Raw genomic sequence first — 24,756 nt, 5'->3', positions numbered from 1 at the left:
CCAGGACGAGGGAGGTCGATGAATATGGCCCGCCGGACGCTTCATCAGCATGCCCACGTCCGGGTCGCGCGAGGTTGACAGCGACCCGGGTCTCCCTTCCGAAGACCAGGAGTGTCGCGTGTCCCCTTACTCATCGACCGGTACGGATCCGACCACTGACCGCCTCGTGCTGAGGCCGTGGTCCGCCGCCGATCTCACCGCCGTCCTCGACGGTGCGAGGCTGCCGCACTGGGCGGAGGACTTCCCCGCCGAGGGCGACCGCGTCATCGCCGGCATCCTCGGCGAGAACCCGCAGGGGCCGGCCGGGTTCGGCCACCGCCTCGTCGTCGAACGGTCCAGCGGCCTGGTGGTCGGCTCCATCGGCCTGTTCTGGCCGCCCACTGACGGCCGCGTCGAGGTCGGCTACGGCATCGTCCCCTCCCGGCGGGGCCGCGGCTACGCCCCCGAGGCCACCCGGGCGCTCGCGGAGTACGCCCTGACCGCGCCGGGCGTGCACACGGTGCACGCCCGGGTGGAACTGTCGAACCGGGCCTCGGTCCGGGTGCTGGAGAAGGCCGGCCTGCGCCGCTGGAGCCAGGACGCGACCACGGCCGGTTTCCGCCTGACGGCGACCGCCGAGCGGTAGTCCCGGCGCGGCCAGCGGGCCGCTGAGCCGGCGCCGACACGACGGCGCGGCCCCCGTCCGTCGACGGTGGCCGCGCCGTTCGCCGGGCCGGGCGGTCAGCTGTAGTCGAAGGTGGCCGGGTCCGGGCCCAGGCGCTTGCCCTCGTCCAGGGCCCCGAGGGCGGCCATGTCGTCGGTGTCCAGCTCGAAGTCGAAGACGTCGATGTTCTCCTGGATCCGGGACGGGGTGACCGACTTGGGGATCACCACGTTGCCGAGCTGGAGGTGCCAGCGCAGTACGACCTGGGCCGGGGTGCGACCGTGCTTGCGGGCGATCGCGACGATGGTCGGTACGTCGAGCAGGCCCTTGCCCTGGCCCAGCGGCGACCACGCCTCGGTGGCGATGTCGTGCTGGGCGTGGAAGGAGCGGGCGTGCGCCTGCTGGAGCTGCGGGTGCAGCTCGATCTGGTTGAGCGCCGGCACCACGGACGTCTCCTCCAGGAGGCGCTCCAGGTGGGCGGGGAGGAAGTTGGAGACACCGATCGCCCTGGCGCGGCCGTCCGCGTGGATCTTCTCCAGCGCCTTGTAGGTGTCGACGTACAGGTCCCGGTCGGGCAGCGGCCAGTGGATCAGGTACAGGTCGACGTGGTCGAGCCCCAGCTTGCCCAGGGACGCGTCGAAGGCCCGCAGCGTGGAGTCGTAACCCTGCTCGCTGTTCCACACCTTGGTGGTGACGAAGAGTTCGTCGCGGGCGATCCCGGAGGCGGCGATGGCCTGGCCGGTGCCCTTCTCGTTCTCGTAGATCGCTGCGGTGTCGATGCTGCGGTAACCGGCCTCCAGGGCCGTGCCCACCGCCTTCGCCGCCTCGTCGTCGGGCACCTGCCAGACGCCGTAGCCGAGCTGCGGCATGGAGACGCCGTTGTTGAGGGTGATGGAGGGGACCTTGCTCACGAGCGGTCGATCCTTACGTCGTCGGTTCGGTACTTCGATGGTCAACGATCACATACCCGTACGCATTCCCGGACAATGCCCATATCGCGCACCATCCAGCGAGTCCCGACCCCACCTCTCAGGGAAGCAGGCCCCGTCCTGCGGGACACCACCACGGCCCAGGACGGCGCACCGGAGCGGCCCGCCCGCGGACCGACGTCCGGCAGAGCCCCGACCACACGGTCGTCGAGACTCCGCTGGAGGTCACCGGCTACCTCCTCGTCGACCGGTAGACCCCCGCCATGCTGCTGCGGGTGCTCGGCACCGCGGCGGGCGGGGGGGGGGCTGTTCCCAGTGGCAGCGGCTGGACGGCCTGGTGGCGGCCGGGTTCCGCGGCGTTCAGCTCGATGTGCGGCACACGGACCCGGCGGCGGCCGAACACCTCGCCGGGGCGCGGGCGTTCGCCGCCAAGGAGCGCGCCGCCCGTCTCGTACGGGAGGCGCGGCTGCCGCTCGGCCTCAACGCCGTTCCGCACCGGACCACGCCAGCCTGGACGCCGTCGACGGCCTCGTGGAACTCGCCCTGGCCCGGGGCGCCGAACGGATCGAGCCGGCCAACGTCCAGTTCCATGGCCGGGCGTGGCGCGACCGCGACGCGCTGCTGCCCGACCGGACGCAGGTCGCCCGCGCGCGGGCCGCCGTGGAACGGTGGCGCCAATGGCTGGCCGGACGCCGGGAAGTGGTGTGGGTGGTGCCCGACCACGTGGACTGGACGGCCAGGCCCTGCGTGGGCGGCTGGGGCGCGCGCTCCCTCACCGTCGCACCGGACGGCACGGCGCTGCCGTGTCCGGCCGCCGCCACCCTGCCCGGGCTCGGCGCGCCGAACGTCAAGGACCACACACTGGAGTGGGATCCGGCGGGATTCGGCCGCGTTCCACGCCTACCGGGGGCCAGGAGTGGAGGCGCGAACCGTGGCGACTGCGCGCCGCGCACCGCCGACTTCGCCGGCTGCCGCTGCCAGGCCCACGCGCTGACGGGTGACGCCACCCGTGCCGATCCGGCCTGCCGCGCGTCCCCGGACCACGGGCTGGTCGAGGCGCTGGTCGACCGACCGCACGGGTGGACGGAGACCCCGGCGCCGTACATCTACCGTGCCCGGCCGCCCCACGACCCGGGGGAGAGGGGGCCGTGACACCGGCCGGGATCAGGCGGTGAGAAGGGAGTCGTCCTCGGGCCGGGCACCGGGCAGCCGGTGACGGGCGGCGATGAGGGCGGCGTCCACGTCCTTGGTGCCGGTGGACACGCACAGGGTGTAGGCGATGTCGTTCATCCGCTGCCGCACCTCGGGGGAACCCTCTTCGGCGTGCAGCACCCGGAGCGTCTCGTACTGCTCGACCAGGTTCTTCAGCACCGCCGGGTGAGCCATCAGCACAACGGGTCTCCTTCCACACCGTGAGGCGTCACTCGCCTCGCACGTCGCACCTGCTACCCCCGCACTCCGAGGTCATTCCCTACGGCTCACCGGTACAGGGCGTCCACCTCCGCCGCGTACGCCACCTCGATCGCCTTGCGCTTGAGTTTCAGCGACGGCGTCAGCAGCCCGTACTCCTCGGTGAAGGGGAAGGCCAGGATCCGGAAGGTCCGGATCGCCTCCGCCTGGGACACCAGGCTGTTGGCGGCGATCACCGCGCGGCGGATCTCGGCCTCCAGGTCCGGGTCGCGCACCAGCTCGGCCGGTGGCAGGGAGGGCCGGTTCTGCATCGCCAGCCAGTGCTCCACCGCCTCCTGATCCAGGGTGACCAGCGCCGCGATGTACGGGCGGTCGTTGCCGACGGCGATGCACTGCGCCACCAGCGGATGGGCCCGTACCCGCTCCTCCAGGCCCACCGGGGAGACGCTCTTGCCGCCGGAGGTGACGATGATCTCCTTCTTGCGCCCGGTGATGGTCAGATAGCCGTCCTCGTCCAGCCGGCCGAGGTCACCGGTGGCCAGCCAGCCGTCGCGCAGGACCGACCCGGTGGCCGCCGGGTCGCCCAGGTAGCCGGAGAAGACGTGTGGGCCGCGCAGCCACACCTCGCCGTCCTCCGCGATGTGCACGGACGTCCCCGGGACGGGCTGGCCGACCGTGCCGTACCGGGTCCGCTCGGGCGGGTTGGCGGTGGCGGCGGCGGCCGACTCGGTCAGCCCGTACCCCTCGTACACGGTGATACCGGCGCCGGCGAAGAACAGCCCCAGGCGCCGGTCCATGCTCGATCCGCCGCTCATGGCGTGCCGCATCCGCCCGCCCAGCGCGTCCCGCACCCTGCCGTACACGGCCCTGTCGAAGAACTGGTGCTGCACCCGCAGCGCCGCCGACGGGCCGGGGCCCAGGCCGAACGCCTTGTGCTCCAGCGCCTCCGCGTACCGGACGGCCACCTCGACGGCCTTGTCGAACGCGCCCGCCCTGCCGTCCGTCTCCGCCGAGCGCCGCGCCGCCCGCAGGATCCGCTCGAAGATGTACGGGACGGCCAGGACCAGGGTGGGCCGGAAGGCGGCCAGGTCGGGCAGGAGCGCGCTGGCCGACAGCACCGGCTGGTGGCCCAGCTTGACCCGGGCGCGTACGGCCGCGATCTGCACCATCCGCCCGAAGACGTGCGCGAGCGGCAGGAACAGCAGCGTCGAGGCGTCGTCACCCGGCCGGGAACGGAACACCGGCTCCCAGCGGCTGGTCAGGGTGTCCGCCTCGAACATGAAGTTGGCGTGGGTCAGCACGCACCCCTTGGGCCGGCCGGTCGTCCCGGAGGTGTAGATGACCGTCGCCACCGATTCCGGGGTCACCGCCCGCCGGTGCCGCTGCACCACCTCCTCGTCGATCCGCGCCCCGGCCTCCACCAGCTCGGTGACGGCACCGGCGTCCAACTGCCACAGCCGTTTCAGCAGCGGCAGCCGGTCGACCACCGAGCCGACGGTCATGGCGTGGTCCTCGTGCTCCACCAGACAGGCCGTCACCCCGGCGTCGTGCAGCATCCAGTGGACCTGGTCGGCGGAGGAGGTGGGATAGACCGGCACCGGCTGCGCGCCGACCGTCCACAGCGCGAAGTCGAACAGCGTCCACTCGTAGCGCGTCCGCGACATGATCGCGACCCGGTCGCCGAACCGTACGCCGTGCGCGATCAGCCCCCGGGCCAGCGCCAGCACCTCGTCACGGAACTCCCGCGCCGTGACGTCCCGCCACCGGCCGGTCGCGTCCTTGCGGCCGAGCGCCACGCGGTGCGGGTCGCTGCGGGCGTGCTCGAACACGGAATCGGCCAGCCCGCCGACCAGGGGAGCCGTCGCCATGGGTGGGACAGTGAACTCGCGCAATGGCCTGCTCCTTGTGGCGCTCCGCACAGCGGTGGGTGACGGTACCCCACGCGCCAGGCCCGCGCGGTGGTCTCCACGAAGTCTGGACGTATGGCATCGCCACAGGTCAGACGGCGGAGACCTGGCCACAGGGGCAGGTACCTGCGCAGTCGTACCGGCGGTACTGACTCCCGAGTAAGCAGCGGGTCGCCGATCTCCACGAAATCCGTACACGGCGCTCACCGCTGGGCTACGGCTCCTCCCGGTGACGCCGCCCGGCCGGGTGGCGCCGGACCGCCGGGCGCGTCCCGCACCGCCGACGGGGCCGAACCCGCGCCGTTCGCCCGCCTGTCGGGGCGGATCGCCGACCCGAACGAAGGCGTGGATCATCCCGGCCGCTAACGTGGCGCCATGCCCGAACTCGACGTCCGCCGTACCGTCCGCGCCCTGGTGCTCCCCGGCCCGGCCCGCACCACGGGTGCCGCGCGGTGACCCCCACCTGGATACGGCCCGGGGCGAGCCGGCCCTGCTCGCTCGTGGTGTGCCGGGGCTGCTGCTGCGGCGACGCCCGCAAGCACCCCGGCACCGACCACGCCGGACAGCTCCAGCGCCTGCGCCGGGCCGCCGCCGACTCCGGTGGCCGGCTCGCCGTGCGCACCAGCGACTGCCTCGGCCCGTGCGGGCAGGCCAACGTCGTGGTGGTCCAGCCCTCCACGGAGGGCCGCCGCCGGGGCGCCCGCGCGGCCTGGATCGGCTGGACGCTCGACGACGACTGTCTGGACGACATCCTCGCCTGGGTGGCGGCGGGCGGCCCGGGCATCGCCGAACCGCCGGCGACGCTCGTGCTCCAGATGATCGATCCGCCGGCCCGGTGAGCGAGGCCCGGGTCAGCTCCGGGACGCCGCGTCCGCCAGGGTGATGCGGTGCTCGCCCGTGTACACGTTCATGTCCGGGCCGCGCAGGAAGCCGACCAGAGTCAGACCGGCCTCGGCGGCCAGGTCCACGGCCAGCGAGGACGGCGCCGAGACCGCCGCCAGGACCGGAATGCCGGCCATCACCGCCTTCTGGGCCAGCTCGAACGACGCCCGCCCCGACACCAGCAGGACCGCCCGGTCCAGCGGGAGCAGATCCTCGCGCAGGGCGCGCCCGATGAGCTTGTCCACCGCGTTGTGGCGGCCGACGTCCTCCCGTACGTCCAGCAGCTCGCCGTGTTCCGAGAAGAGCGCGGCGGCGTGCAGGCCGCCCGTCCGGTCGAACACCCGCTGCGCCGCCCGCAGTCGGCCGGGCAGGTCGGCCAGCAGTCCCGGGCTGAGGGTCAGCGGGGGCGTGTCGGCGATCGGGAAGCGGGCGGTGGTGCGTACCGCGTCGAGGCTCGCCTTGCCGCACAGACCGCACGACGACGTGGTGTAGACGTTCCGCTCCAGCGTGATGTCCGGGACGGGGACGCCCGGTGCCAGTCGCACGTCCACCACGTTGTACGTGTTGGTGCCGTCGTCCTGGGCCCCGGCGCAGTACACGACGTTGCGCACGTCGGCCGCCGACGCCAGTACGCCCTCGCTGACCAGGAACCCGGTTGCCAACGCGAAGTCGTCGCCCGGTGTGCGCATGGTGATGGCCAGCGGCTTGCCGTTCAGCCGGATCTCCAGCGGCTCCTCGGCGACGAGCGTGTCGGGGCGGGCGGTGACGGCCCCGTCGCGGATGCGGATGACGCGGCGGCGCTCGGTGACCCGTCCCATGTCTCACCAGTCCTGAAATAGGGGTGTTCGCGCGGATTCGGCGCGGCAAGCGGGGCGGCCGGACGGCCCCGCCGCCCATTCTCCCGCACCCGCGCCGGGCCGGACGGAGGGCGCCGTCCCCGGGCGGGGACCGGCCATGTTGCGGAGTCTCCAAGGGAACGGCGTGAATCCTGTCGGTTCACCTCACCGGTTACCCGCCAGTCGCTGGCAACACTGGGGGGCTCCTGCAGTCACCAGCACACCAAGGGGGTCCCGGGCATGACGGGCACTCGTATCGCCGCGCTCGGGCATTACCAGCCCGCCAAGATCCTCACCAACGACGACCTCGCCGCGCTGGTCGACACCAGCGACGAGTGGATCCGCAGCCGGGTGGGGATCAGGACCCGGCACATGGCGGGCCCCGACGAGCCGGTGGACGAGATGGCCGCGCACGCCGCCGGCAAGGCGCTCGCCGCCGCCGGGCTGGCCCCGGCCGACGTCGACCTGGTCCTGGTGGCCACCTCCACCGCGATCGACCGTTCCCCGAACACCGCCGCCCGGGTCGCCGCCCGGCTCGGTATGGCGTCCCCGGCGACCATGGACCTCAACGTGGTGTGCGCCGGCTTCACCCACGCGCTGGCCACCGCCGACCACGCCGTACGGGCCGGCTCGGCGACCCGTGCCCTGGTCATCGGGGCGGACAAGATGACCGGGATCGCCGACTGGACCGACCGCAGCACCTGTGTGCTCGTCGGTGACGGCGCGGGCGCGGCGGTCGTCGAGGCCGCGCCGGACGCCGGTGTCGGGCCCGTCCTGTGGGGCTCCGTCCCCGAGATGGGGCACGCCGTCCGGATCGAGGGCACCCCGCCGCGCTTCGCCCAGGAGGGCCAGGCGGTCTACCGCTGGGCGACCACCACGCTGCCGCCCATCGCCCGCCGGGTGTGCGAGCGGGCCGGTGTCGCGCCCGAGGACCTGGCCGCGGTGGTCCTGCACCAGGCGAACCTGCGCATCATCGAGCCGCTCGCGCGGCGGATCGGCGCCGTCAACGCGGTGATCGCGCGCGATGTGACCGAGTCCGGCAACACCTCGGCCGCCTCCATCCCCATGGCCCTGTCCAAGCTGGTCGAGCGCGGCGAGGTGGCGTCGGGCGCGCCCGCCCTGCTGTTCGGCTTCGGCGGGAACCTCTCCTACGCGGGGCAGGTCGTACGCTGCCCCTAGGGGGTGTCTCGCCGATCTTGCCGGGCTCGCGTCCCGGGCCGAGGAGGGCGGCGTCCCGTGGCGTCGCGGCGGCCGGGGTGGGACGCGTCCCGGGCCCGGCGTCCGCCGCGGGCTCCCCGGCCATCCCGTCCCATACCGTCCGTACCGGTGCGGCGACGCTCCGCACCGCCTCTCCATTGCCCTCCCGCACCCGCCTGACCACGGGATATACGAGTGAAGGGCACCTGGAACCCCTGGTAGAGTTGTCCATGTCGCCGCGGGGAACACCCGGGGCGGAAGACACCTGGTCCGGGTGGCGGAATGGCAGACGCGCTAGCTTGAGGTGCTAGTGCCCTTTATCGGGCGTGGGGGTTCAAGTCCCCCCTCGGACACCAGCGAAGACCCCAGTTCATCTGGGGTCTTTCTGTTTTCCGGGCAACCGGCCGAAGGCGGGCGGTCGGGCCGGCGCCCACCTGTCCCACCCACCCGACCGGTCGGTCCGCCGCGGGACCGGAGGTGCGAGGCGGGCCGGCGGCGGACACGCGCGGCGCACCGCGCGTGCCGCACCGCGTGGGGCGTGGCGGCGGCGGTGTGCGCGGGGACGGCACACCGGCGCGAACCACACCGACTTCGATCTGACCGACCTCATCGGATTCCACGAGGCGCGCGCCGCGTCCGCTCGGCGCCGGGGGACGGATCCTGGGCGGCCAGGGGGCGCGCCACGGTTCGGTTCCGGCCGTCCTGCGGGCGGGCCGGCGCCGCTACCCGAGGAACTGCGACAACTCGCGGACCAGTGCGTTCTTGGGCCGCGCGCCGACCATCTGCTTGACCGGCTTGCCGTCGCGGAACACGATCGTCGTCGGCACACCCATCACGTGGTAGTTGATCGCCGAACGGGGGTTGGCGTCGATGTCCACGCGGGCGACGGTGATGGTGTCCTTGTTCTCGCCGGCGACCTCGTCGAGTATCGGCGCGAACATCCTGCACGGGCCGCACCACGTGGCCCAGAATGCCACGACGACCGTCTTGTCGCTCTTGAGCACATCCTGTTCGAAGGTGTCGTCGGTAACGTTCACGGTGTTGGGCAACGATCCCTCTTCCTGTTGTGCGTCCAGCCGTCGCCGGCCGTCCGGGTGCGGGTGGTTCCGGGTCTGGTCTATGCCGCCGACGCCAGGAGCGGTTGCCCGGACTGGCGCCATTCGAGGACACCGTCGCTGAGGCGGACGGCACGGCGCCCGGCGGCGGTCAGGATGCGCACGGCGTCGTGCGAGAACACGCAGTAACTGCTCCGGCAGTACGCGACGATGTCGGTGTCGGTGGGCAGTTCGTCGAGGCGGGCGGGCAGCTCGTCCAAGGGGATGGAGATGGCGCCCGGGATGTGGCCGACGGCGTACTCGTGGGGCGGGCGGACGTCCAGGACGACGACATCGCCGGCGGAGGCGCGGTGGAGCAGTTCCTCCCGGCCGATGTGCTCGGTGTCGTCGGGTCCGAGGTGGCGCCGGGCGACGGTCTCGAAGTCGGCGAGGTGGCTGGCGGCGACATGGCGGAGCTGCCCGAAGAGCGCCATCACGTCGGTGTCGGCCAGGCGGTAGCGGATGGTGGTGCCGGAGCGGCTGGTGGCGACCAGGCCGGCGCGCTTGAGGGTCTGGAGGTGCGCCGACGCGGTGGTGAGGTTCAGCCCCGCCGCCTCGGCGAGTTCGATCACGCCGCGGGGGCCCTGGGCGAGGAGCTCGATCAGCCGCAGCCGGGTGCCGTTGCCCAGGGCCTTGCCGACGCGGGCGAGCAGCTCGAACAGCTCGTCGTTGGTCCCGTCACCACTCACAGGGTCTTCCTCCTCAGTTCCATGGAACAACGTAGCACGGGCGCGGACGGCTCCTCGGTGGTGCCGTGGGAGACCTCCGGCCGGGGCCAGTATCCCGCCCGGCGCCGGCCGGCACCCGCCTCGCCGCCCCTCCGGCCGCCGGGACGCTCCCGGTGCGTCCGGCCCCTGGCCGCCTCGCCCATGCCCCGTCCCGGCCCACCCGCGTCAGCGCGTGTCCGGTGCCGAACGCGACGAGCCCGGTGAGCGGGCATGCCGCTCACCGGGCCGGGTGGTACGCGCGGGAGCCGTCAGGGGCGAGGTGGTTCGCTCCTGACGGCTCCCGAGGTGGTGCGCCCTACCAGGACGCGCCGACGACGCCGCCCTGGTTGTACGCGTTGCTCGCGATGAACGAGCCGCCGTCCTGCTCCAGCCTGAAGGACTTGCCCTTGTTCCAGTCGGTCGCGTGGAACTTGCCGTGGTCGCAGCCGCACATGTCGTCCTTGCTGTCCGCGGCGGCCGGGGCGATGCCGAGAGCCGTGGCGGCCGCGATCAGAGCCGCGCAGGCGAGGGCCTTCTTGAGCATGTGTTCCTCCGGGGAAGCGCCGCCCGGTCCTTCCGGGCGGTGTCCGCAGACAGGGGTTCCACGTCGGCCGGTCGCACAGTGCCTCGTACGGCGAAGGCCACCCTTTCGAGCGGTACCTCATCAGTGCATTTGGCGGCGTACCAGCTCATGGAGGTGCCCCGAGGGGTCGGCGAGCAGGGCGGCCGGGGGGCCCTGCTCCACGACGCGGCCGGCCGACATGACGATCACCCGGTCGGCGTCCAGCACGGTGGACAGGCGGTGGGCGATCACCAGGCGGCTGGCGTCGAGTGCGCGGGTGGAATCGATGACGGTGCGCTGCGTCTCGTTGTCCAGGGCGCTGGTGGCCTCGTCGAGGAAGAGGATCCGGGGCCGCCGGACGAGCGCCTGGGCGATCATGAGGCGCTGCCGCTGGCCGCCCGAGATCGCGCCGCCGCCGGAGATCATCGTGTGCAGGCCCATCGGCATGCGTCTGATGTCCTCGGCAAGACCGGCCATCTCCACCGCCGCCCAGACCTCCTCCTCGGAGCGGGGCTCGGCGCCGCGGACGCACTCCAGGATCGAACCGGTGAGCGGCCGCGCGTTCTGCAGCACCACTCCGCACTGCCGGCGGACGGCGGCCTGGTCCAGCGCTGCCAGGTCCTGGCCGTCGTACAGGACGCTGCCCGCCACCGGCCGGTCGAAGCCGATCAACAGCCGCAGCAGCGTCGACTTGCCGCAGCCGCTCGGCCCCACGACCGCCACGAACTCGCCCGGACGGATCTCGAAGGAGACGTCGTCCAGGACCAGGGGACCGTCATCGGTGTACCGGAAGGACAGGTTCCGGGCCTCGACCGCGCCCGACAGGGCGCCGGGCGGCGTGCCGGTGGCGCGCACCTCCGGGGACTCGTCCAGCACCGGCCTGATCTGCTCGAACAGCGGCAGCGCGGCGGCGGCCGAGACCAGCGCCCCGGTGAGCTGGGTGACCGAGGTCAGCAGCATCGTCACGGACGTCGAGAAGGTCAGGAACGCCCCGGCCGACATGCTGCCCCGGGCGGGCCCCGCCAGGAGCACGAACATGATGAGCGAGCAGAGCGGCAGGTACACGGCGTCCAGCACGGTGGTCGCGTTGCGGATGCGGCCCGCCCGCCGCTGGAGTTCCCGGGAGCGGGCGAACTCCCGGGCCCAGGCCGCGTACGCGAAGCTCTCCGCCGCCGCGACCCGCAGCTTGGGCAGCCCGCGCAAGGTCTGGAACGCCTGGTTGTTGAGCTTGTTGCCGAGCTCGACCAGCCGCCGCTGCCAGCGCACCTGCCACAGGCCGAGCCCCAGGAACACGGCGGACACGACGGCCAGCACGGCGATCGCGGCGAGTGCCAGCGGCACGCTGTGGCAGAACAGCAGGACGACGTTCACCGCCCCGACCGTGGCCGCCTGTACGGCGACCGGGCCCACCCCGGTCAGCAGCCGGCGGATCGCGCTGACCCCCATCGCGGCACTGGCCAGCTCCCCGGTGGAACGCTCGGCGAAGAAACTCGTCGGCAGTCGCAGCAGCCGGTCCCACACGGCGGGTTGCAGCACGCCCTCGATCCTCCCCTCCATCCGCAGCACGGTGAGGTTCTGCGTCAGCATGAACGCGGCCGACACGACGCCGGTGACCACCACGGCCAGCGACACCTGTGTGATGAGGCTCCGCTCGGCCGCCGGCACGTACTCGCCGAGCACCTTCCCGGTCGCGATCGGCACCAGCGCGCCCAGACAGACCGTCACCAGGCCGGCCAGGAGCAACCGCCGCACGTCACCGGCGGAGCCGCGCAGACCGAAGCGCAGCAGCCGCCACGGGGACATGGGCCCCTCGGGCAGTGGGCGGTAGAACATCACGCCACGCGGCTCCAGTTCGGCGGCGGTCCGCGCGCCGATCCGGAGCCGCAGCCCCGACGCGGGATTCACCGCCTCGTACCGGCCCCGGCGCCACAGCAGCGCCACCGGCGCCCCCGACTTGGCCCAGTGCCCCACCAGCGGCCCGGTGTCGGTGCGCCACCACCGCCCGTCGAGCCGCACCGCGCGGGTACGGACCCGCGAGGCCAGCGCGATCCGTTCGACCGCGTCGAGTCGTTCGTCACCGGCGCCGGTGACGGCGCTCGTGGCGCTCCCGGCGCTTCCGGCGGCGGCTCCGGGCGGCCCGGTGAGGGTGATCCCGGCCGCCCGGGCGACCTGCCGGCAGACCGCGAACGTGGCGTCGGCGTCCACCGCGGGGGCGCGCGTCGCGGACCCGCCCCGCGCCGACCCGCCGGAACCCGGGCCGCCGGTGCCGATGGAGGCGAGGAGTGCCCGGTCGGCCCGGGCGCGGACCGCCTCGCCCGCCCGGATACCGGCCGCCGCCCGGTCCTGGTGCACCCGCTCCAGCCGCTCGATCCACCGGTCGACGGCGGTCAGCAGCCGGTACTGCTGGTCGACCAGCTCCTGCCAGAGCGCGCCGTCGACCAGCAGGTCCGCCGCCTCCGGGCCATGCGCGGGGCCGTACCGGACGCTGCCGGGGGGTACCCGCATCCACAGCATGTCGTCGTCGGCCACCACCCCGCCGGTGGCCGCCCGGCCGTCCAGCGGAGCCTCGAACAGCACCCCCAGGCTGCGCGCCGTACCGAGCGCGAAGGCCCGCTCCAGGGCTGGTGCCTCCTGGTGGGCGGGGCCGTACGGCTCGCGCAGCCCGATCCGGCGCAGCCGGCAGTCCCGCGTCGGCCTGCCCACCAGGGTGTGCCGCGGCCCCTCCACCGGGCCCAGCAGCAGGCTGCCCGCGTCCAGGCGTCCCAGGAAGTGCCAGTGCCCCTGTTCGGCGGCGTCCACCGCGAACAGGTCCAGGCCGCCGGCCGCCACCAGCCAGAGCACCTGCGGCCCCTCCAGCGCCACGCTGCTCGGACCGGCGCAGTCGACGGGCGTTCCCAGGCCGCCCAGGGCGTGGGCCACCGCGTCCGGCCCGCCCTGTTCCACCACCGGATGCGCCACCTCAGCGCTCCCTGACCAGCGCGGCGTACGCGCCGCCGGCGGCGACCAGGTCCTCGTGCCGGCCGCGTTCGACCACCGAGCCGTGGTCCAGGACGACGATCTCGTCGCTGTCGCGCACCGTGGAGAGCCGGTGGGCGATGACGACGCACGCGCAGCCGCGCCGCCGCAGGCCGTCCATGACGACCTGCTCGGTGCGCGCGTCCAGCGCGCTCGTCACCTCGTCGAGGACGAGGACGCTGGGCCGCCGTACCAGCGCCCGCGCGATCTCCAGCCGCTGCCGCTGCCCGCCCGAGAAGTTCCGGCCGTCCTGTTCCACCCGGCTGTGGATGCCGCCCGGCCGCCGGGCGACGACGTCCTCGTGGAGCGCGGCGTCCCTCAGGGCGTCGACGACCGCCTCGTCGGGTATGGAGGGGTCCCACAGCGTCACGTTGTCCCGGACCGTGCCCTCGAAGAGGAAGATGTCCTGGTCCACGAAGGAGACGGAGGCGGCCAGAGTGGCGCGCGGGATGTCCGCCAGGCGTTGCCCGTCGACGCGGATCGAGCCCTCCCACGGGGTGTACAGACCGGCGACCAGCCGGGAGACGGTGGACTTGCCGCTGCCCGAGCCGCCGACCAGCGCCACCTGCCGGCCCGGGCCCACCGTCAGTGAGAAGCCCTTGAGCAGCGGCTCGTCCAGCGGGCTGTAACCGAACGTGACGTCCACGAGCTCCACATGGCCCTTGAGTCGGCGGGTGCCCGGGTCGTGCTCCGGGCGGGCGTACAGCGAGTCGGCGGGGAAGTTCTCGACGTCCCGCAACCGGGCGACGTCGGCGGCGAAGTCCTGGATCCGGCCCGCCACCGCGTTCAGCCGGGTGATGGGCGAGGTGAAGCGGGTCACCAGGGCCTGGAAGGCCACGAGCAGGCCGATGGAGATGTGGCCCTCGACCGCGCGCAGTCCGCCGATCCACAGGATCAGCGCGCTGTTCAGCGTCGCCAGCGTCGGTGCCACGACCGCCAGGGCGGCGCTGGGCACACCCAGGCGCTGCTGGTCCTCGAGCGTCGCCGCGTGCTGGCCGGCCCAGCGGCGGAAGTACCCGTTCTCGCCGCCGGTGGCCTTCATGGTCTCGATCAGCTGGAGGCCGGTGTACGACGTGTTCGTCAGCCGGGCGGAGTCCGCCCGGAGCTTCTGGGTGTGGGTCGCCCGCAGGCGGACGACCAGCCGCATCGCCACCACGTTGAGCAGCGCGATCCCCACGCCCACGACCGTCAGTTGCGGGTCGTACGTCCACAGCAGCAGCGCGTACAGGACGACGACGACGCCGTCCACGCCAGCGGCGGCCAGGTCGCGCGCGAGGGTCTCGGCCACCGCGTCGTTGGACTGGAGCCGCTGGACCAGGTCGGCGGGACTGCGCTGGGCGAAGAACGTCACCGGCAGCCGCATCAGATGGCGCAGGAAGCGGGCACTGGACAGGGTGGACGAGATCAGCCGTCCGTGCAGCAGGTTCGCCTGTTGCAGGCCGGTCAGCACGGCGGTGAGGACGACCATCGCGGCCATGGCGGCGAACAGCGGGCCCAGCACCGAGGACTGGCCGCCGATCAGGAACATGTCGATGAACGTGCGGCTCAGCGCCGGTACCGCCGCGCCGACCGCGACCAGCAGCAGACTGGCGAGCAGTGCCACCAGCAGGGTGCCGGTGGTGCCGCGCAGCCGCGCGGGCACGGCGCCGAGGACGCCCGGCCTGCGGCCGCCCCGGTGGAAGGCGGCGGTGGGTTCGAACAGCAGGGCGACACCGGTGAAGCTGGTGTCGAAGTCCTCCATCGGTACGAAACGCCGCCCGGCGGCCGGGTCGTTGATGTGGACGCCACGGCGGCCCAGCCGCCGTCCCATGCCGTCGTGCACGACGTAGTGGTTGAACTCCCAGAAGAGGACGGCCGGCGGCTGCACCCCGGCGAGTGCGGCCGGTTCCATCTGCATGCCCCTGGCGCGCAGGCCGTAACTCCGCGCCGCCCGCAGCAGGTTGCCGGCCCGCGAACCGTCGCGGGAGACTCCGCAGGCGATGCGCAGCTCCTCCAGCGGCACATGGCGTCCGTAGTGGGCCAGCACCATGGCCAGGCAGGCGGCGCCGCACTCCACCGCCTCCATCTGGAGGACGGTGGGGGTACGGACGGCCTTGCGCCGCTTGGGCCCGGGGGCCTTCCGGGAGCGCGGGGCCCTTTGGGGGTCCGGGGCCTGCGAGGCCCTCTGGGCCTTCGGGGCCCTGCGGGAGCCCGGCGCGCGCCGCTGGGTCCGGCGCCGGCCGCTGGTCACGGTCACGGTCACGGGAACAGCCAATCGATCGGGTGCTGGTCGGCGAGGTGGACGGAGGCGGTGACGGGAGTCATCGAGTCGAGCCGGTACGGCGGGCCGTCCGAGGCGGACCAGGCGTACCCGGTCCGGCCTCCCGGCGCGGGTTCGAGCCGCACCAGGACGGCGACCGGCTGGCCCTGCCGCGAGAACTGCTCGGCCAGATGGTCGCTGCCGAGGAAGGCGGCGATGTGCCGGCGGGTCTGCGCGGTGCGGCCGACGGCCTGCACCCGGCCGCGCAGCACGCCGTACCGCCGCACCGGTACGGACTGGACGGTGAGGTCCACCGGGGCGCCCACGGGCACGGCCGGGCCGCGGTCGGCCGGCACGTACACCACGGCCATCAGCGGGTCGTCCTTCTCACCGACCCGCTCCACGGCCGCCACGTCCGCACCGGGGGTGACCACCGAACCGGTGGCGGCGGCCAGGGCGGTCAGGCGGCCGGCGGACAGGGCGCGCAGGAGGGTGGGGCCCTTCGCGGTGCGGACCGTCACCAGGGGCGCGCCGGCGGCCACCCGGTCGCCCTCCTCGGCGAGCACGCCGGTGACCTGGCCGGCGACCGGGCTCTGCAGCACGTAGCTGCCCTGGGCGTGGGTGAGGACGCCGGGCGCGCCCAGCGTGGAGGAGACGGTGCCGGTCACGGCCCAGACGGCGGCGGCGGCCATGGCGACGACGGTGACGGCCAGTACGAGCGGACCCCGCGGCCGGGCGAGGCGCACCGGCAGGTCGATCTCCTCGGGCGATCGCAGCTTGGAGAGGGCCTTCTGGCGGAACTGCACGTCACTCTTCCCTCGACTGCGCCTGTCCGGATCGGGGAGCGAACGGGACCGGCACGGTGACCACTACGGCGAACGGCGCGCTCGGCGCGGAGCCCCGGAACAGGGGAGGTCCCGGGGCTCACGCGCGGAGGTCTCAGAGACCGGCGACGAAGCCGGTGACGGCCGACGTGTTGAGGCCGGCGAACGACTCGACGGCGCCGACGGCGGAGGTGGCCACGCCGGAGACCGGGGCGACGGAGTCCAGGGTGGCGGTCGCGCCGGCGGCCACGCCGCCCACGACGGCGCTGTGCAGGCCGCCGGAGACGTTGTCGAGGTCGGCGTCGGAGATTTCCTGGGTCTGGATCTGGGCGGCGTTCATGAGGTGGTTCCCTTCCACACGGACAACTCGAAATGACCGCGCAACAAGCCTTTGTGCGGCTCGATGCGGTGCGAAGGATCAAAACACGCGGGCGTGTTGCTCAGCCAATCCGGCGACCACCGGTCCGGCCGGACCCGGGTGTCCGGCCACGTCGATGTGCATACGCGTCCATGACTTGGTGCCAGGTCCTTCACACGCCCCGGCGCCCGCATTCCGGCGACTCGGTCACCGATCGATGCGGAAGGGGGCATTCCTCTAGTAACGCCCAGGTGGGAGAGGGTGGCGGAGAGGGAACCGGAGGAGACGCTGTGAGGCCTGTACCGGCGATGTGCAGATTCACCGCACGGATTCGGTGAATGGTGCGCCGACCGCGAAAGGGCTGTGGCGCGACGTCATGGCGGCCGTGCCGGAAAATACGCTCTTTCCGCGCCATGACCGATTTCACCGGAAGCGGCGCCATGAAATGCCCCAGGGAATGCCCGCCGCGCCGGATCACCGTTCTTCCGGCCCGGTCACCAGCACCACTTCGAGGGTCCGCGGGCCGTGGACGCCCTCGACGCGGTCGAGTTCGATGTCACTGGTCGCCGACGGCCCCGAGATCCACGTCAGGGGACGGGTGGGGTCCAGGCGCGGCAGGGCGTACGGCAGTGACGCCACCACCTGCTCGGGCGCCCGCACCACACAGATGTGCAGGTCCGGTACGAGGGTGAGGGCGCGCCGTCCCTGCCCGGGGCCGGCGTCCAGGACGATCGTGCCGGTCTCGGCGACGGCCAGGGCGCACCCGGTGACCACGGCGCCGGCGGCGTCCAGCCGGTGGGGGGAGAGGTCACCGTCGTCGTGGCACGGCTCGGCACCGGTGGCCGGCAGCCAGGCGGCCGGCAGACCGGGCGGCACCACGACGCCGCGCGCGCCGTGCCGGTCGAGCAACGCGGCGATCAGCGCCGGCACTCGCCGCTCCGCGGCGCGGTGGACGCGGGCCCGGTGGTCGGCCAGGTTGCGGTGGAGGAGGTCCAGCAGGGCGGCCGGGTCGTCGGGCGCGTGGGCGGCACGGTAGCCGCGGGAGGGTTCTGGGGCCTCGGGGGCGGTCGCGACCGCCCCGCGGATCCTGGCGAGGATCAGGTCACGGGACGTCATGTGCGGTGCTCCGCCCACCAGTCGCGGAAGGACCGCTCGGGCAGCTCCGGCAGATCCCGGCCCCCGGTCCACGCGCCGCTGCCCGGCGGCCTGGCCGGGTGGGCCCGCCGGGTCCGGACGGCGAGACGCTCGGCGGCGGCCAGCGCCCGGGGATGGTCCAGCAGCCAGGTGGCCGCCCTGACGGCCGCGCTCTCGCGCCGGTGTCCGCCCTGGCCGGCGACCCGCTCGCGGAGGTGCACGAGGACCTCGGGAATGTCGATGGCCACCGGGCACACCTCGTAACACGCCCCGCACAGCGAGGAGGCGTACGGCAGCGAGGCGTCGAGGGCGCTGGTGGTGCCGCGCAGCAGTGGGGTGAGGATCGCGCCGATGGGGCCGGGGTACACCGAGCCGTAGGCGTGACCGCCGGCCCGCTCGTACACCGGACAGACGTTCAGGCACGCCGAGCAGCGGATGCAGCGCAGCGCCTGCCGGCCCACCTCGTCGGCGAGCGCGGCCGTGCGTCCGTTGTCCAGCAGCACGAGGTGGAAGGCGCTCGGCCCGTCCGCGTCCGTGGTCCCGGTCCACATCGAGGTGTACGGGTTCATCCGCTCGGCGGTGGACGACCGGGGGAGTGTCTGGAGGAACACCTCCAGGTCCCGCCAGGACGGCACCACCTTCTCGATGCCGACGACCGAGATCAGCGTCTCCGGGAGGGTCAGGCACATCCGCCCGTTGCCCTCCGACTCGACCACCACGAGCGTGCCGGTCTCGGCCACCATGAAGTTGGCCCCCGAGACGCCCACCTTCGCCCGCAGGAACTTCTCCCGCAGGTGCAGCCGGGCCGCCTCGGCCAGCTCGGCGGGCGAGTCGGTCAGGCCGTCGGGCGCCGGGCGGCCCCAGTCGGCCATGCGGGCACGGAAGATGTCCCGGATCTCGCCCCGGTTGCGGTGGATGGCCGGGACGAGGATGTGCGACGGGCGGTCCTCGCCCAGCTGCACGATCAGTTCCGCGAGATCCGTCTCGTACGCGGTGATGCCCTCGGCCGCCAGGGCCTCGTTGAGGCCGATCTCCTGCGTCGCCATCGACTTGACCTTCACGACCTCCCGTTCACCGGTCGCCCGCACCAGCCCGGTGACGACGCGGTTGGCCTCCGCGGCGTCGACGGCCCAGTGCACCACGCCGCCCGCCGCCGTGACCCGCTCCTCCAACCGGAGCAGGTAGGTGTCCAGATGGCGCAGCGCACGGTCCTTGATCTCCTTGCCCGCCCGCCTGAGCAGCGCCCAGTCGTCCAGCTCGGCCACCGCGGCGGCCCGCTTGTCGCGGATGGTGCGGGTGGCGTGCCGCAGATTCGCCCGCAGCCGCTCGTCGCCCACCGCGCGGGCGGCGGCCTCCGGGAAGGCCGGCATCCCGATGAATGTCCGCCCGCTCATCGCAGGGGTTCCTCCCTCGTGCTCGCCAGGATCTCGGCGATGTGCGCCACCCGCGTCCCGGCCCCCTGCCGCCGCAGGACACCGCCGATGTGCATCAGGCAGGAGTTGTCCGCCGCGCACAGCACCTCGGCACCGGTCCGGGCCGCGGCGTGCGCCTTGTCGCGGCCCATCGCCACGGACACCGCCGCGTTCTTCACCGCGAAGGTCCCCCCGAAGCCGCAGCACTCCCGCGCACCGGGCAGCTCCACCAGCTCCAGGCCCTCGACGGCCGCCAGCAGCCTGCGCGGCCGGTCGCCCAGGCCCAGCACCCGCAGGCCGTGGCACGAGGGGTGGTAGGTGACGGTGTGGGGGTAGTACGCGCCCACGTCCGTCACGCCCAGGACGTCGACCAGGAACTCGGTCAGCTCGTACACCCGCGGGCCCAGCGCCCGTTCACCGAGCCGCGGATAGCCGTCCCGCACCATCGCCGCGCACGAGGCCGAGGGGGTCACGACGCAGGAGTGGCCCTCGAAGGCCTGTGCCGTCCGGCGTACCAGGGTCCGTGCCTCCCGCCGGTAGCCGGTGTTGTACTGCGGCTGGCCGCAACAGGTCTGCCCGGCCGGGAAGTCCACCTCGACGCCCAGGCGTTCGAGGAGGGTGACGGTGGCGACACCGGTGGCGGGGTACACGGCGTCGTTGACGCAGGTGACGAACAGCGCGACGCGCATCGCGGCTCCTTCCGTGCGGGGAGACGTCCGCCGAGTGGCCGAGCGGGGCGGCGACCCGGATCAGGCCGCGCCGGTGCGCCGGTGGCCGAGGGCGTCCGGCGGACCGTGCCGGGCCGGTTCGCGCAGCTCCTCGGCGGCGTTCGCCACCCGGCGCAGCAGCTCCAGGAAGACGGTCCGCTCCGCCGGATCCAGCGGGGTGAGGAAGACCCGGTTCATCCGGGCCGTGCGGACCGCGAGCCCGTGGTGCACGCGTCTGCCCTCGTCGGTGATGCGCAGGGCGGAGCGGCGGCCGTCCCGGGGGTCGCGCACCTTGTCGACCAGACCCCGGCCGGCCAGGCGGCTGACCACCTCGGCGACGGTGGAGCGGTCGAGCCGGACCCGCTCGCCGACGGTGCGCTGGTCGAGTCCCTCCTCGTCGACCAGCGCGTTGAGCACGGCGAACTGCGGGGAGGTGACCTCCTCCGAGACGATCGTGTGCCACAGCAGGGTGTGCGCCTGCTGGAGGCGCCGGGCCAGATGGCCCGGGTGGCCGCTGAGGTCGAGCGCGGGCACGGCGGTTCCCCTTTCCCGGTGGTCCGGTGCCGGTCGTGCCGGGCCAGTCTCGCACGGTACGTCCCCGGCCCGGAGGGTCTTGACCGGTCCCGGACCCGCTGCCACGCTGGCGACTCGAGGCGATTCCGTCAGTGCACTGAGCGATGTGCCGGGCAGCGGGAGAGGCGGGGCCGGCGATGGACAAGGTGGTGCCCACGGCCGCGCGGGCGGTGGCCGACGTGCACGACGGCGCCTCGTTCGCGGTCGGCGGCTTCGGACTCAGCGGCGTGCCCGACACGCTCGTCCGGGCCGTGCACGCCACCGGGGTCCGTGGCATCAGCGTGGTCTCCAACAACTGCGGGGCACTGGGCTCCGGCCTCGTCGTCCTGCTCGCCGCCGGCCGGATCGCCCGCGTCACCGGCTCGTACATCGGCGCGAACGAGGAGTTCGCCCGCCAGTACCTCGCCGGGCACCTGGAGGTCGAGCTGATCCCGCAGGGCACCCTCGCCGAACGGCTGCGCGCGGGCGGCTCCGGCATCCCCGCCTTCTACACCCCGGCCGGTGTCGGCACGCAGGTCGCCGACGGCGGCCTGCCCTGGCGGTACGACGGGAACGGCGGGGTGGCCGTCGCCTCTCCGCCCAAGGAGATCCGGGACTTCGACGGCGTACCGCACGTCCTGGAACACGGCATCCGCACCGACTTCGCACTGGTACGGGCCGCGCGGGGAGACCGCCACGGCAACCTGGTCTTCAGCCGGTCCGCCCGCAACTTCAACCCGCTCGCCGCCATGGCCGGACGCGTCACCGTCGCCGAGGTCGAGGAGCTCGTCGAGCCGGGCGGGATCGACCCCGACCACGTCCACCTGCCGGGAGTCTTCGTCCAGCGCGTGGTGCCCCTCACCCCGCAGCAGGCGGCCGACAAGGGGATCGAGAACAGGACGGTGCGCGGCTAGATGGCCTGGACCCGCGACGAACTGGCCGCCCGCGCGGCGGCCGAACTCCACGACGGCCAGTACGTCAATCTCGGCATCGGCCTGCCCACCCTCGTCCCCGGCCACCTCCCCGCCGGCGCCCGGGTCGTGCTCCACTCCGAGAACGGCATCCTGGGCACCGGCCCCTACCCGTACGAGGACGAGGTCGACCCCGATCTGATCAACGCGGGCAAGGAGACCGTCACGGTCCTGCCCGGCGCCGCCTTCTTCGACTCGGCCCTCTCCTTCGGCATGATCCGCGGCGGCCACATCGACGTCGCCGTCCTCGGCGCCATGCAGGTCTCCGCCACCGGCGACCTCGCCAACTGGGCCGTCCCCGGCAAGCTCATCACCGGCATCGGCGGAGCCATGGACCTGGCGCACGGCGCCCGCCGGGTCGTCGTCACCATGACCCACACCACCAGGGACGGCTCCCCGAAGATCGTCGAGGAGTGCACCCTGCCGCTCACCGGCCGGGCCTGTGTCCACCGGATCATCACCGACCTCGGCGTGCTCGACGTGACGGGGACCGGCCTGGTGCTGGTCGAGACGGCGCCCGGCGTGTCCGCCGGCGAGGTCGCCGCGAAGACCGCCGCGCGGGTCCGCACACCGGAGCGGCCCTCCGGCGCGGCGCGTCCAGGACCGGATCCGGCCCACCCGCTCCCCGTCGACCACCCCGCCACCCGTACGCCCGGACGGACCGGCGCCACGCGTCCCACCGCACCGCCCCCAGCCCGCGCCGCGACCGAGGGAGCCCGCCGTCCCCATGGCACCGACCCAGCCCCCGACCCAGCCCGACATCGACCGCCGGATCGCCGAGGCCCGTGACGCCTACGAGCGGGCCGTCGCCGCCGGCGCGCCGCGCACCCACCAGCCGCTGCGCGACTACCCGCCGTACCGCTCCACCCGGCTGCGCCACCCCCGCCAGCCGCTCGTCGCCGTGGACATCGGCCGGGACCCGGAGGCCGTCGAGCTCACCGCGCCCGTCTTCGGCGAGAGCGGCCCGGCCGGACTCGGCAACGACCTCACGCGCCGGCACGGCGGCGAACCGCTGGGCGAGCGTGTCACCGTCACCGGCCGCCTCCTGGACCGCCGCGGCCGCCCCGTATCCGGCCAGCTCGTCGAGCTCTGGCAGGCCAACGCGGCGGGCCGCTACGCCCACCGCGACGACCGGCACCCGGCCCCCCTGGACCCCAACTTCACCGGCACGGGCCGCACCCTGACCGGCGACGACGGCGGCTGGACCTTCACCACCATCAGGCCCGGCGCCTACCCGTGGCGCAATCACATCAACGCCTGGCGCCCCGCCCACCTGCACTTCTCGGTCTTCGGCAGCGCGTTCACCCAGCGGCTGGTGACGCAGATGTACTTCCCCGGCGACCCGCTGCTGCGGTACGACCCGGTCCTGCACTCCGTCCCCGACGACACCGCGCGCCGGCGCCTGATCGCCGCGTACGACCCCGGCCTGTCGGCGCCCGGGTGGTCCCTCGGCTACCGCTGGGACATCGTCCTCGACGGTCCCGCCGCCACCTGGACCGGGCGATGAGCGGCCCGGGGCCCACACCGTCCCAGACGATAGGGCCCTTCCACGGGTACGCGCTGCCCTTCCCCGGCGGCGGGGACGTCGCGCCGGCCGGCCACCCCGACACCATCACCGTCCACGGCCGGGTGCTCGACGGCGCGGGCGAGCCCGTCCCCGACGCCCTGGTCGAGGTGTGGGGCCCGGGGCCGGACGGCTCACCGCCCACCGCCGGCGGCCCGCCGTGCCCGGACCCCCGGGCCGGCGGCCCGACCGGGTGCTTCACCGGCTTCGGCCGCGTGCCGACCGACGCCGACGGCCACTGGTCGGTGCGCACCCTGCGCCCGGGCCGGCGCGGCGAGAACGCCCCCTACCTGAGCCTGTGCGTGTTCGCCCGCGGCCTGACCCGCCACCTCTTCACCCGCGTGTACCTGCCGGAGCCCGCCGGCGCGACGGCCGCCGACCCGCTCCTCGCCTCGCTGCCGGCCGCGCGCGGTGCGACGCTGATCGCGCGGGCCGAGCCGCCCACCGGGCCCCACCCCGGCTACCGGTTCGACATCCGGCTCCAGGGCGAGGGGGAGACCGTCTTCCTGGAGTTCACATGACGTACGACGACGCCGGGCTGCTGGCCCCCGGACGCGCCGGCTCACCGGCCGAGGCCGCCACGTCCGACGCGGCGTTCCTCCGCGCGATGCTCGACGCGGAGGCCGCCCTGGCCCGTGTCCAGGCCCCCCGGGAGGCGGCTCAGGCGATCACCGCCGCCTGCGCCGGCACCTTCGACGTGCGCGACCTCGCGCTGCGGGCCCGCCCGAGCGGGAACCCGGTCGTCCCGCTGGTCGCCGACCTCACGGCCGCGGTGCCCGAGGCGGCCCGTCCGTATGTCCACCGGGGCGCCACCAGCCAGGACACCTTGGACACGGCCGCCATGCTCGTCGCCTCCCGCACCCTGGCCGCCGTCCTGGGCGACCTGGAGAGCGCCGCCGGGGCGCTGCGGGCCCTGGCGGCGGCCCACCGGGACACGGTGATGCCCGGCCGCACCCTCACCCAGCACGCCGTACCGACCACCTTCGGCCTGAAGGCGGCGGGCTGGCGCACCCTGCTGCTGGACGCCCGCGACCGGATCGCCGCCGTGCGCGACCGGCTGCCCGCCCAACTGGGCGGCGCGGCGGGGACCCTGGCGGCCTTCCGGACGTACGGCCTCGACCCCGCCGCGCTCGTCACCGGCTACGCCCGGGAACTGGGGCTGGCCGCGCCCCTGTTGCCGTGGCACACCCTGCGCACCCCGCTCGCCGACCTGGCCGGGGCGCTGGCGTTCACCGCCGGGGCCCTGGGGAAGCTGGCCGCCGACGTGCTCACCCTGTCGCGCACCGAGATCGGCGAGGTCGGTGAGGACGCCGGCGGGGGCTCCTCCGCCATGCCGCACAAGGCCAACCCGGTGCGGGCCACCCTGATCGCCGCCGCGGCCCGCCGCGCGCCGGCCCTGGCCGCCGTGCTGTACGGCTCCGTCGTCGCCCAGGACGAGCGGCCGGCGGGCGCCTGGCACGCCGAGTGGGAACCGCTGCGCGACCTGCTGCGCCTGGTGGGCGGCGCGGCCCACACGGCCGCCGGGCTCGCCGGGGGGCTGCGCGCGGACCCGGGGCGGATGCGCGCCAACCTCGGTCTCACCGAGGGGCTGATCGTCTCCGAGCGGCTGGTCGCCCGGTTCGGCAGGCAGCGGCTCGCCCGCGCCGCCGAGGAGGTCCGCGCCACCGGTGCGCCGCTGGCCGAGGTGCTGGGCGTGGACCCCGCCCTCACCGACCCCGCCCGCTACACCGGTGCGGCCGGCGAGCTCACCGACCGCGCCCTGGAGCGGAACTGACCACCGGTCGGCCACGCGCGCACCGGCCGGCCGCGGGCC

General features: G+C 74.1%; 23 protein-coding genes, 1 tRNA gene and 1 pseudogene. 10 read left to right on the top strand and 15 right to left on the bottom strand.

Annotated features, from left to right (window positions below):
- The first annotated feature begins 118 nt into the window (after window positions 1-118).
- On the top strand, window positions 119-625 hold the full coding sequence (locus AB0H53_RS06645; protein WP_362108191.1) for a GNAT family N-acetyltransferase: 507 nt from the start codon (window positions 119-121) through the stop codon (window positions 623-625).
- A gap of 95 nt (window positions 626-720) precedes the next feature.
- Here AB0H53_RS06645 and AB0H53_RS06640 read toward each other — a convergent pair whose 3' ends face one another.
- Window positions 721-1,554 carry an aldo/keto reductase gene (locus AB0H53_RS06640; protein ID WP_362108189.1) on the bottom strand — a complete coding sequence of 278 codons (834 nt, stop codon included), beginning with the start codon at window positions 1,552-1,554 and terminating at the stop codon, window positions 721-723.
- 549 nt (window positions 1,555-2,103) lie between these two features.
- Between AB0H53_RS06640 and AB0H53_RS06635 the strand changes: the two genes are divergently transcribed.
- The gene (locus AB0H53_RS06635; RefSeq protein ID WP_362108187.1) at window positions 2,104-2,724 is read left to right on the top strand and encodes a hypothetical protein; all 621 of its coding nucleotides are present in this window, start codon (window positions 2,104-2,106) and stop codon (window positions 2,722-2,724) included.
- Between the two features lie 12 nt (window positions 2,725-2,736).
- On the opposite strand, the gene AB0H53_RS06630 is transcribed toward AB0H53_RS06635, so the two are convergent.
- On the bottom strand, window positions 2,737-2,964 hold the full coding sequence (locus tag AB0H53_RS06630) for a DUF5133 domain-containing protein (RefSeq protein ID WP_362108185.1): 228 nt from the start codon (window positions 2,962-2,964) through the stop codon (window positions 2,737-2,739).
- A gap of 86 nt (window positions 2,965-3,050) precedes the next feature.
- Window positions 3,051-4,850, bottom strand: coding sequence for an AMP-binding protein (locus AB0H53_RS06625; protein ID WP_362108184.1), 1,800 nt, complete (start codon window positions 4,848-4,850; stop codon window positions 3,051-3,053).
- Window positions 4,851-5,341: 491 nt separating this feature from the next.
- On the opposite strand from AB0H53_RS06625, the gene AB0H53_RS06620 reads away from it, so the two are divergent.
- Complete coding sequence (locus AB0H53_RS06620) at window positions 5,342-5,728, top strand: (2Fe-2S) ferredoxin domain-containing protein (protein ID WP_362108182.1); 387 nt, start codon at window positions 5,342-5,344, stop codon at window positions 5,726-5,728.
- 12 nt (window positions 5,729-5,740) lie between these two features.
- Here the strand turns inward: AB0H53_RS06620 and fdhD are convergent, their stop codons facing one another.
- Window positions 5,741-6,589: a formate dehydrogenase accessory sulfurtransferase FdhD gene (gene fdhD / locus AB0H53_RS06615; RefSeq protein WP_362108180.1), complete on the bottom strand. Its 849-nt coding sequence runs from the start codon at window positions 6,587-6,589 to the stop codon at window positions 5,741-5,743.
- A gap of 258 nt (window positions 6,590-6,847) precedes the next feature.
- On the opposite strand from fdhD, the gene AB0H53_RS06610 reads away from it, so the two are divergent.
- Both AB0H53_RS06610 and AB0H53_RS06605 read left to right on the top strand, forming a co-directional pair.
- A complete protein-coding gene (locus tag AB0H53_RS06610; RefSeq protein WP_362108178.1) occupies window positions 6,848-7,786 on the top strand; it encodes a beta-ketoacyl-ACP synthase III in 939 nt (312 codons plus the stop codon).
- Window positions 7,787-8,072: 286 nt separating this feature from the next.
- Window positions 8,073-8,160: transfer RNA gene (locus AB0H53_RS06605), tRNA-Leu, on the top strand.
- Between the two features lie 366 nt (window positions 8,161-8,526).
- Here the strand turns inward: AB0H53_RS06605 and trxA are convergent.
- The 11 genes from trxA to AB0H53_RS06550 form a co-directional block, all read right to left on the bottom strand.
- Entirely contained in the window at window positions 8,527-8,853 is a 327-nt protein-coding gene (trxA, locus tag AB0H53_RS06600; RefSeq protein ID WP_362108176.1) for a thioredoxin, read from the bottom strand.
- A 68-nt stretch (window positions 8,854-8,921) separates the two neighbouring features.
- A complete protein-coding gene (locus AB0H53_RS06595; RefSeq protein ID WP_362108174.1) occupies window positions 8,922-9,587 on the bottom strand; it encodes a metalloregulator ArsR/SmtB family transcription factor in 666 nt (221 codons plus the stop codon).
- 334 nt (window positions 9,588-9,921) lie between these two features.
- Window positions 9,922-10,149 carry a hypothetical protein gene (locus AB0H53_RS06590; protein WP_362108172.1) on the bottom strand — a complete coding sequence of 76 codons (228 nt, stop codon included), beginning with the start codon at window positions 10,147-10,149 and terminating at the stop codon, window positions 9,922-9,924.
- Between the two features lie 120 nt (window positions 10,150-10,269).
- A complete protein-coding gene (locus tag AB0H53_RS06585) occupies window positions 10,270-13,125 on the bottom strand; it encodes an NHLP bacteriocin export ABC transporter permease/ATPase subunit (protein ID WP_362108170.1) in 2,856 nt (951 codons plus the stop codon).
- A gap of 1 nt (window position 13,126) precedes the next feature.
- A complete protein-coding gene (locus AB0H53_RS06580) occupies window positions 13,127-15,424 on the bottom strand; it encodes an NHLP family bacteriocin export ABC transporter peptidase/permease/ATPase subunit (protein ID WP_362108168.1) in 2,298 nt (765 codons plus the stop codon).
- Window positions 15,421-16,227 carry an HlyD family efflux transporter periplasmic adaptor subunit gene (locus tag AB0H53_RS06575; RefSeq protein ID WP_362108166.1) on the bottom strand — a complete coding sequence of 269 codons (807 nt, stop codon included), beginning with the start codon at window positions 16,225-16,227 and terminating at the stop codon, window positions 15,421-15,423. The genes AB0H53_RS06580 and AB0H53_RS06575 overlap by 4 nt, the downstream gene beginning before the upstream one ends.
- Window positions 16,228-16,360: 133 nt before the next feature.
- Complete coding sequence (locus tag AB0H53_RS06570) at window positions 16,361-16,585, bottom strand: type A2 lantipeptide (protein ID WP_362108164.1); 225 nt, start codon at window positions 16,583-16,585, stop codon at window positions 16,361-16,363.
- Window positions 16,586-17,077: 492 nt separating this feature from the next.
- Window positions 17,078-17,719: an LUD domain-containing protein gene (locus AB0H53_RS06565; RefSeq protein ID WP_362108162.1), complete on the bottom strand. Its 642-nt coding sequence runs from the start codon at window positions 17,717-17,719 to the stop codon at window positions 17,078-17,080.
- Window positions 17,716-19,131: a lactate utilization protein B gene (locus AB0H53_RS06560; RefSeq protein WP_362108160.1), complete on the bottom strand. Its 1,416-nt coding sequence runs from the start codon at window positions 19,129-19,131 to the stop codon at window positions 17,716-17,718. The genes AB0H53_RS06565 and AB0H53_RS06560 overlap by 4 nt, the downstream gene beginning before the upstream one ends.
- Window positions 19,128-19,838, bottom strand: coding sequence for a (Fe-S)-binding protein (locus tag AB0H53_RS06555; RefSeq protein WP_362108158.1), 711 nt, complete (start codon window positions 19,836-19,838; stop codon window positions 19,128-19,130). Before AB0H53_RS06555 ends, AB0H53_RS06560 begins: the two co-directional genes overlap by 4 nt.
- 60 nt (window positions 19,839-19,898) lie before the next feature.
- Window positions 19,899-20,390, bottom strand: coding sequence for a MarR family transcriptional regulator (locus AB0H53_RS06550; RefSeq protein WP_362108156.1), 492 nt, complete (start codon window positions 20,388-20,390; stop codon window positions 19,899-19,901).
- A 176-nt stretch (window positions 20,391-20,566) separates the two neighbouring features.
- Here AB0H53_RS06550 and AB0H53_RS06545 point away from each other — a divergent pair, with 176 nt between their 5' ends.
- From AB0H53_RS06545 to pcaB, 5 genes and pseudogenes are all read left to right on the top strand, one after another.
- On the top strand, window positions 20,567-21,322 hold the full coding sequence (locus tag AB0H53_RS06545) for a CoA transferase subunit A (protein WP_362108154.1): 756 nt from the start codon (window positions 20,567-20,569) through the stop codon (window positions 21,320-21,322).
- Window positions 21,323-21,946, top strand: a pseudogene (locus AB0H53_RS06540) (3-oxoacid CoA-transferase subunit B); the annotation flags it as partial.
- A 160-nt stretch (window positions 21,947-22,106) separates the two neighbouring features.
- A complete protein-coding gene (gene pcaH / locus AB0H53_RS06535; protein WP_362108152.1) occupies window positions 22,107-22,886 on the top strand; it encodes a protocatechuate 3,4-dioxygenase subunit beta in 780 nt (259 codons plus the stop codon).
- Window positions 22,883-23,464 carry a protocatechuate 3,4-dioxygenase subunit alpha gene (pcaG, locus tag AB0H53_RS06530; protein ID WP_362108150.1) on the top strand — a complete coding sequence of 194 codons (582 nt, stop codon included), beginning with the start codon at window positions 22,883-22,885 and terminating at the stop codon, window positions 23,462-23,464. The genes pcaH and pcaG overlap by 4 nt, the downstream gene beginning before the upstream one ends.
- Window positions 23,461-24,717: a 3-carboxy-cis,cis-muconate cycloisomerase gene (pcaB, locus tag AB0H53_RS06525; protein WP_362108148.1), complete on the top strand. Its 1,257-nt coding sequence runs from the start codon at window positions 23,461-23,463 to the stop codon at window positions 24,715-24,717. Before pcaG ends, pcaB begins: the two co-directional genes overlap by 4 nt.
- Window positions 24,718-24,756: the final 39 nt, after the last annotated feature.

The sequence above is a fragment of the Streptomyces sp. NPDC050856 genome (assembly GCF_040653855.1).
GTDB lineage: Bacteria > Actinomycetota > Actinomycetes > Streptomycetales > Streptomycetaceae > Streptomyces.
The sequence above is the reverse complement of the archived record's forward strand: the minus strand, read 5'-3'. Positions and strand labels throughout refer to the sequence as shown.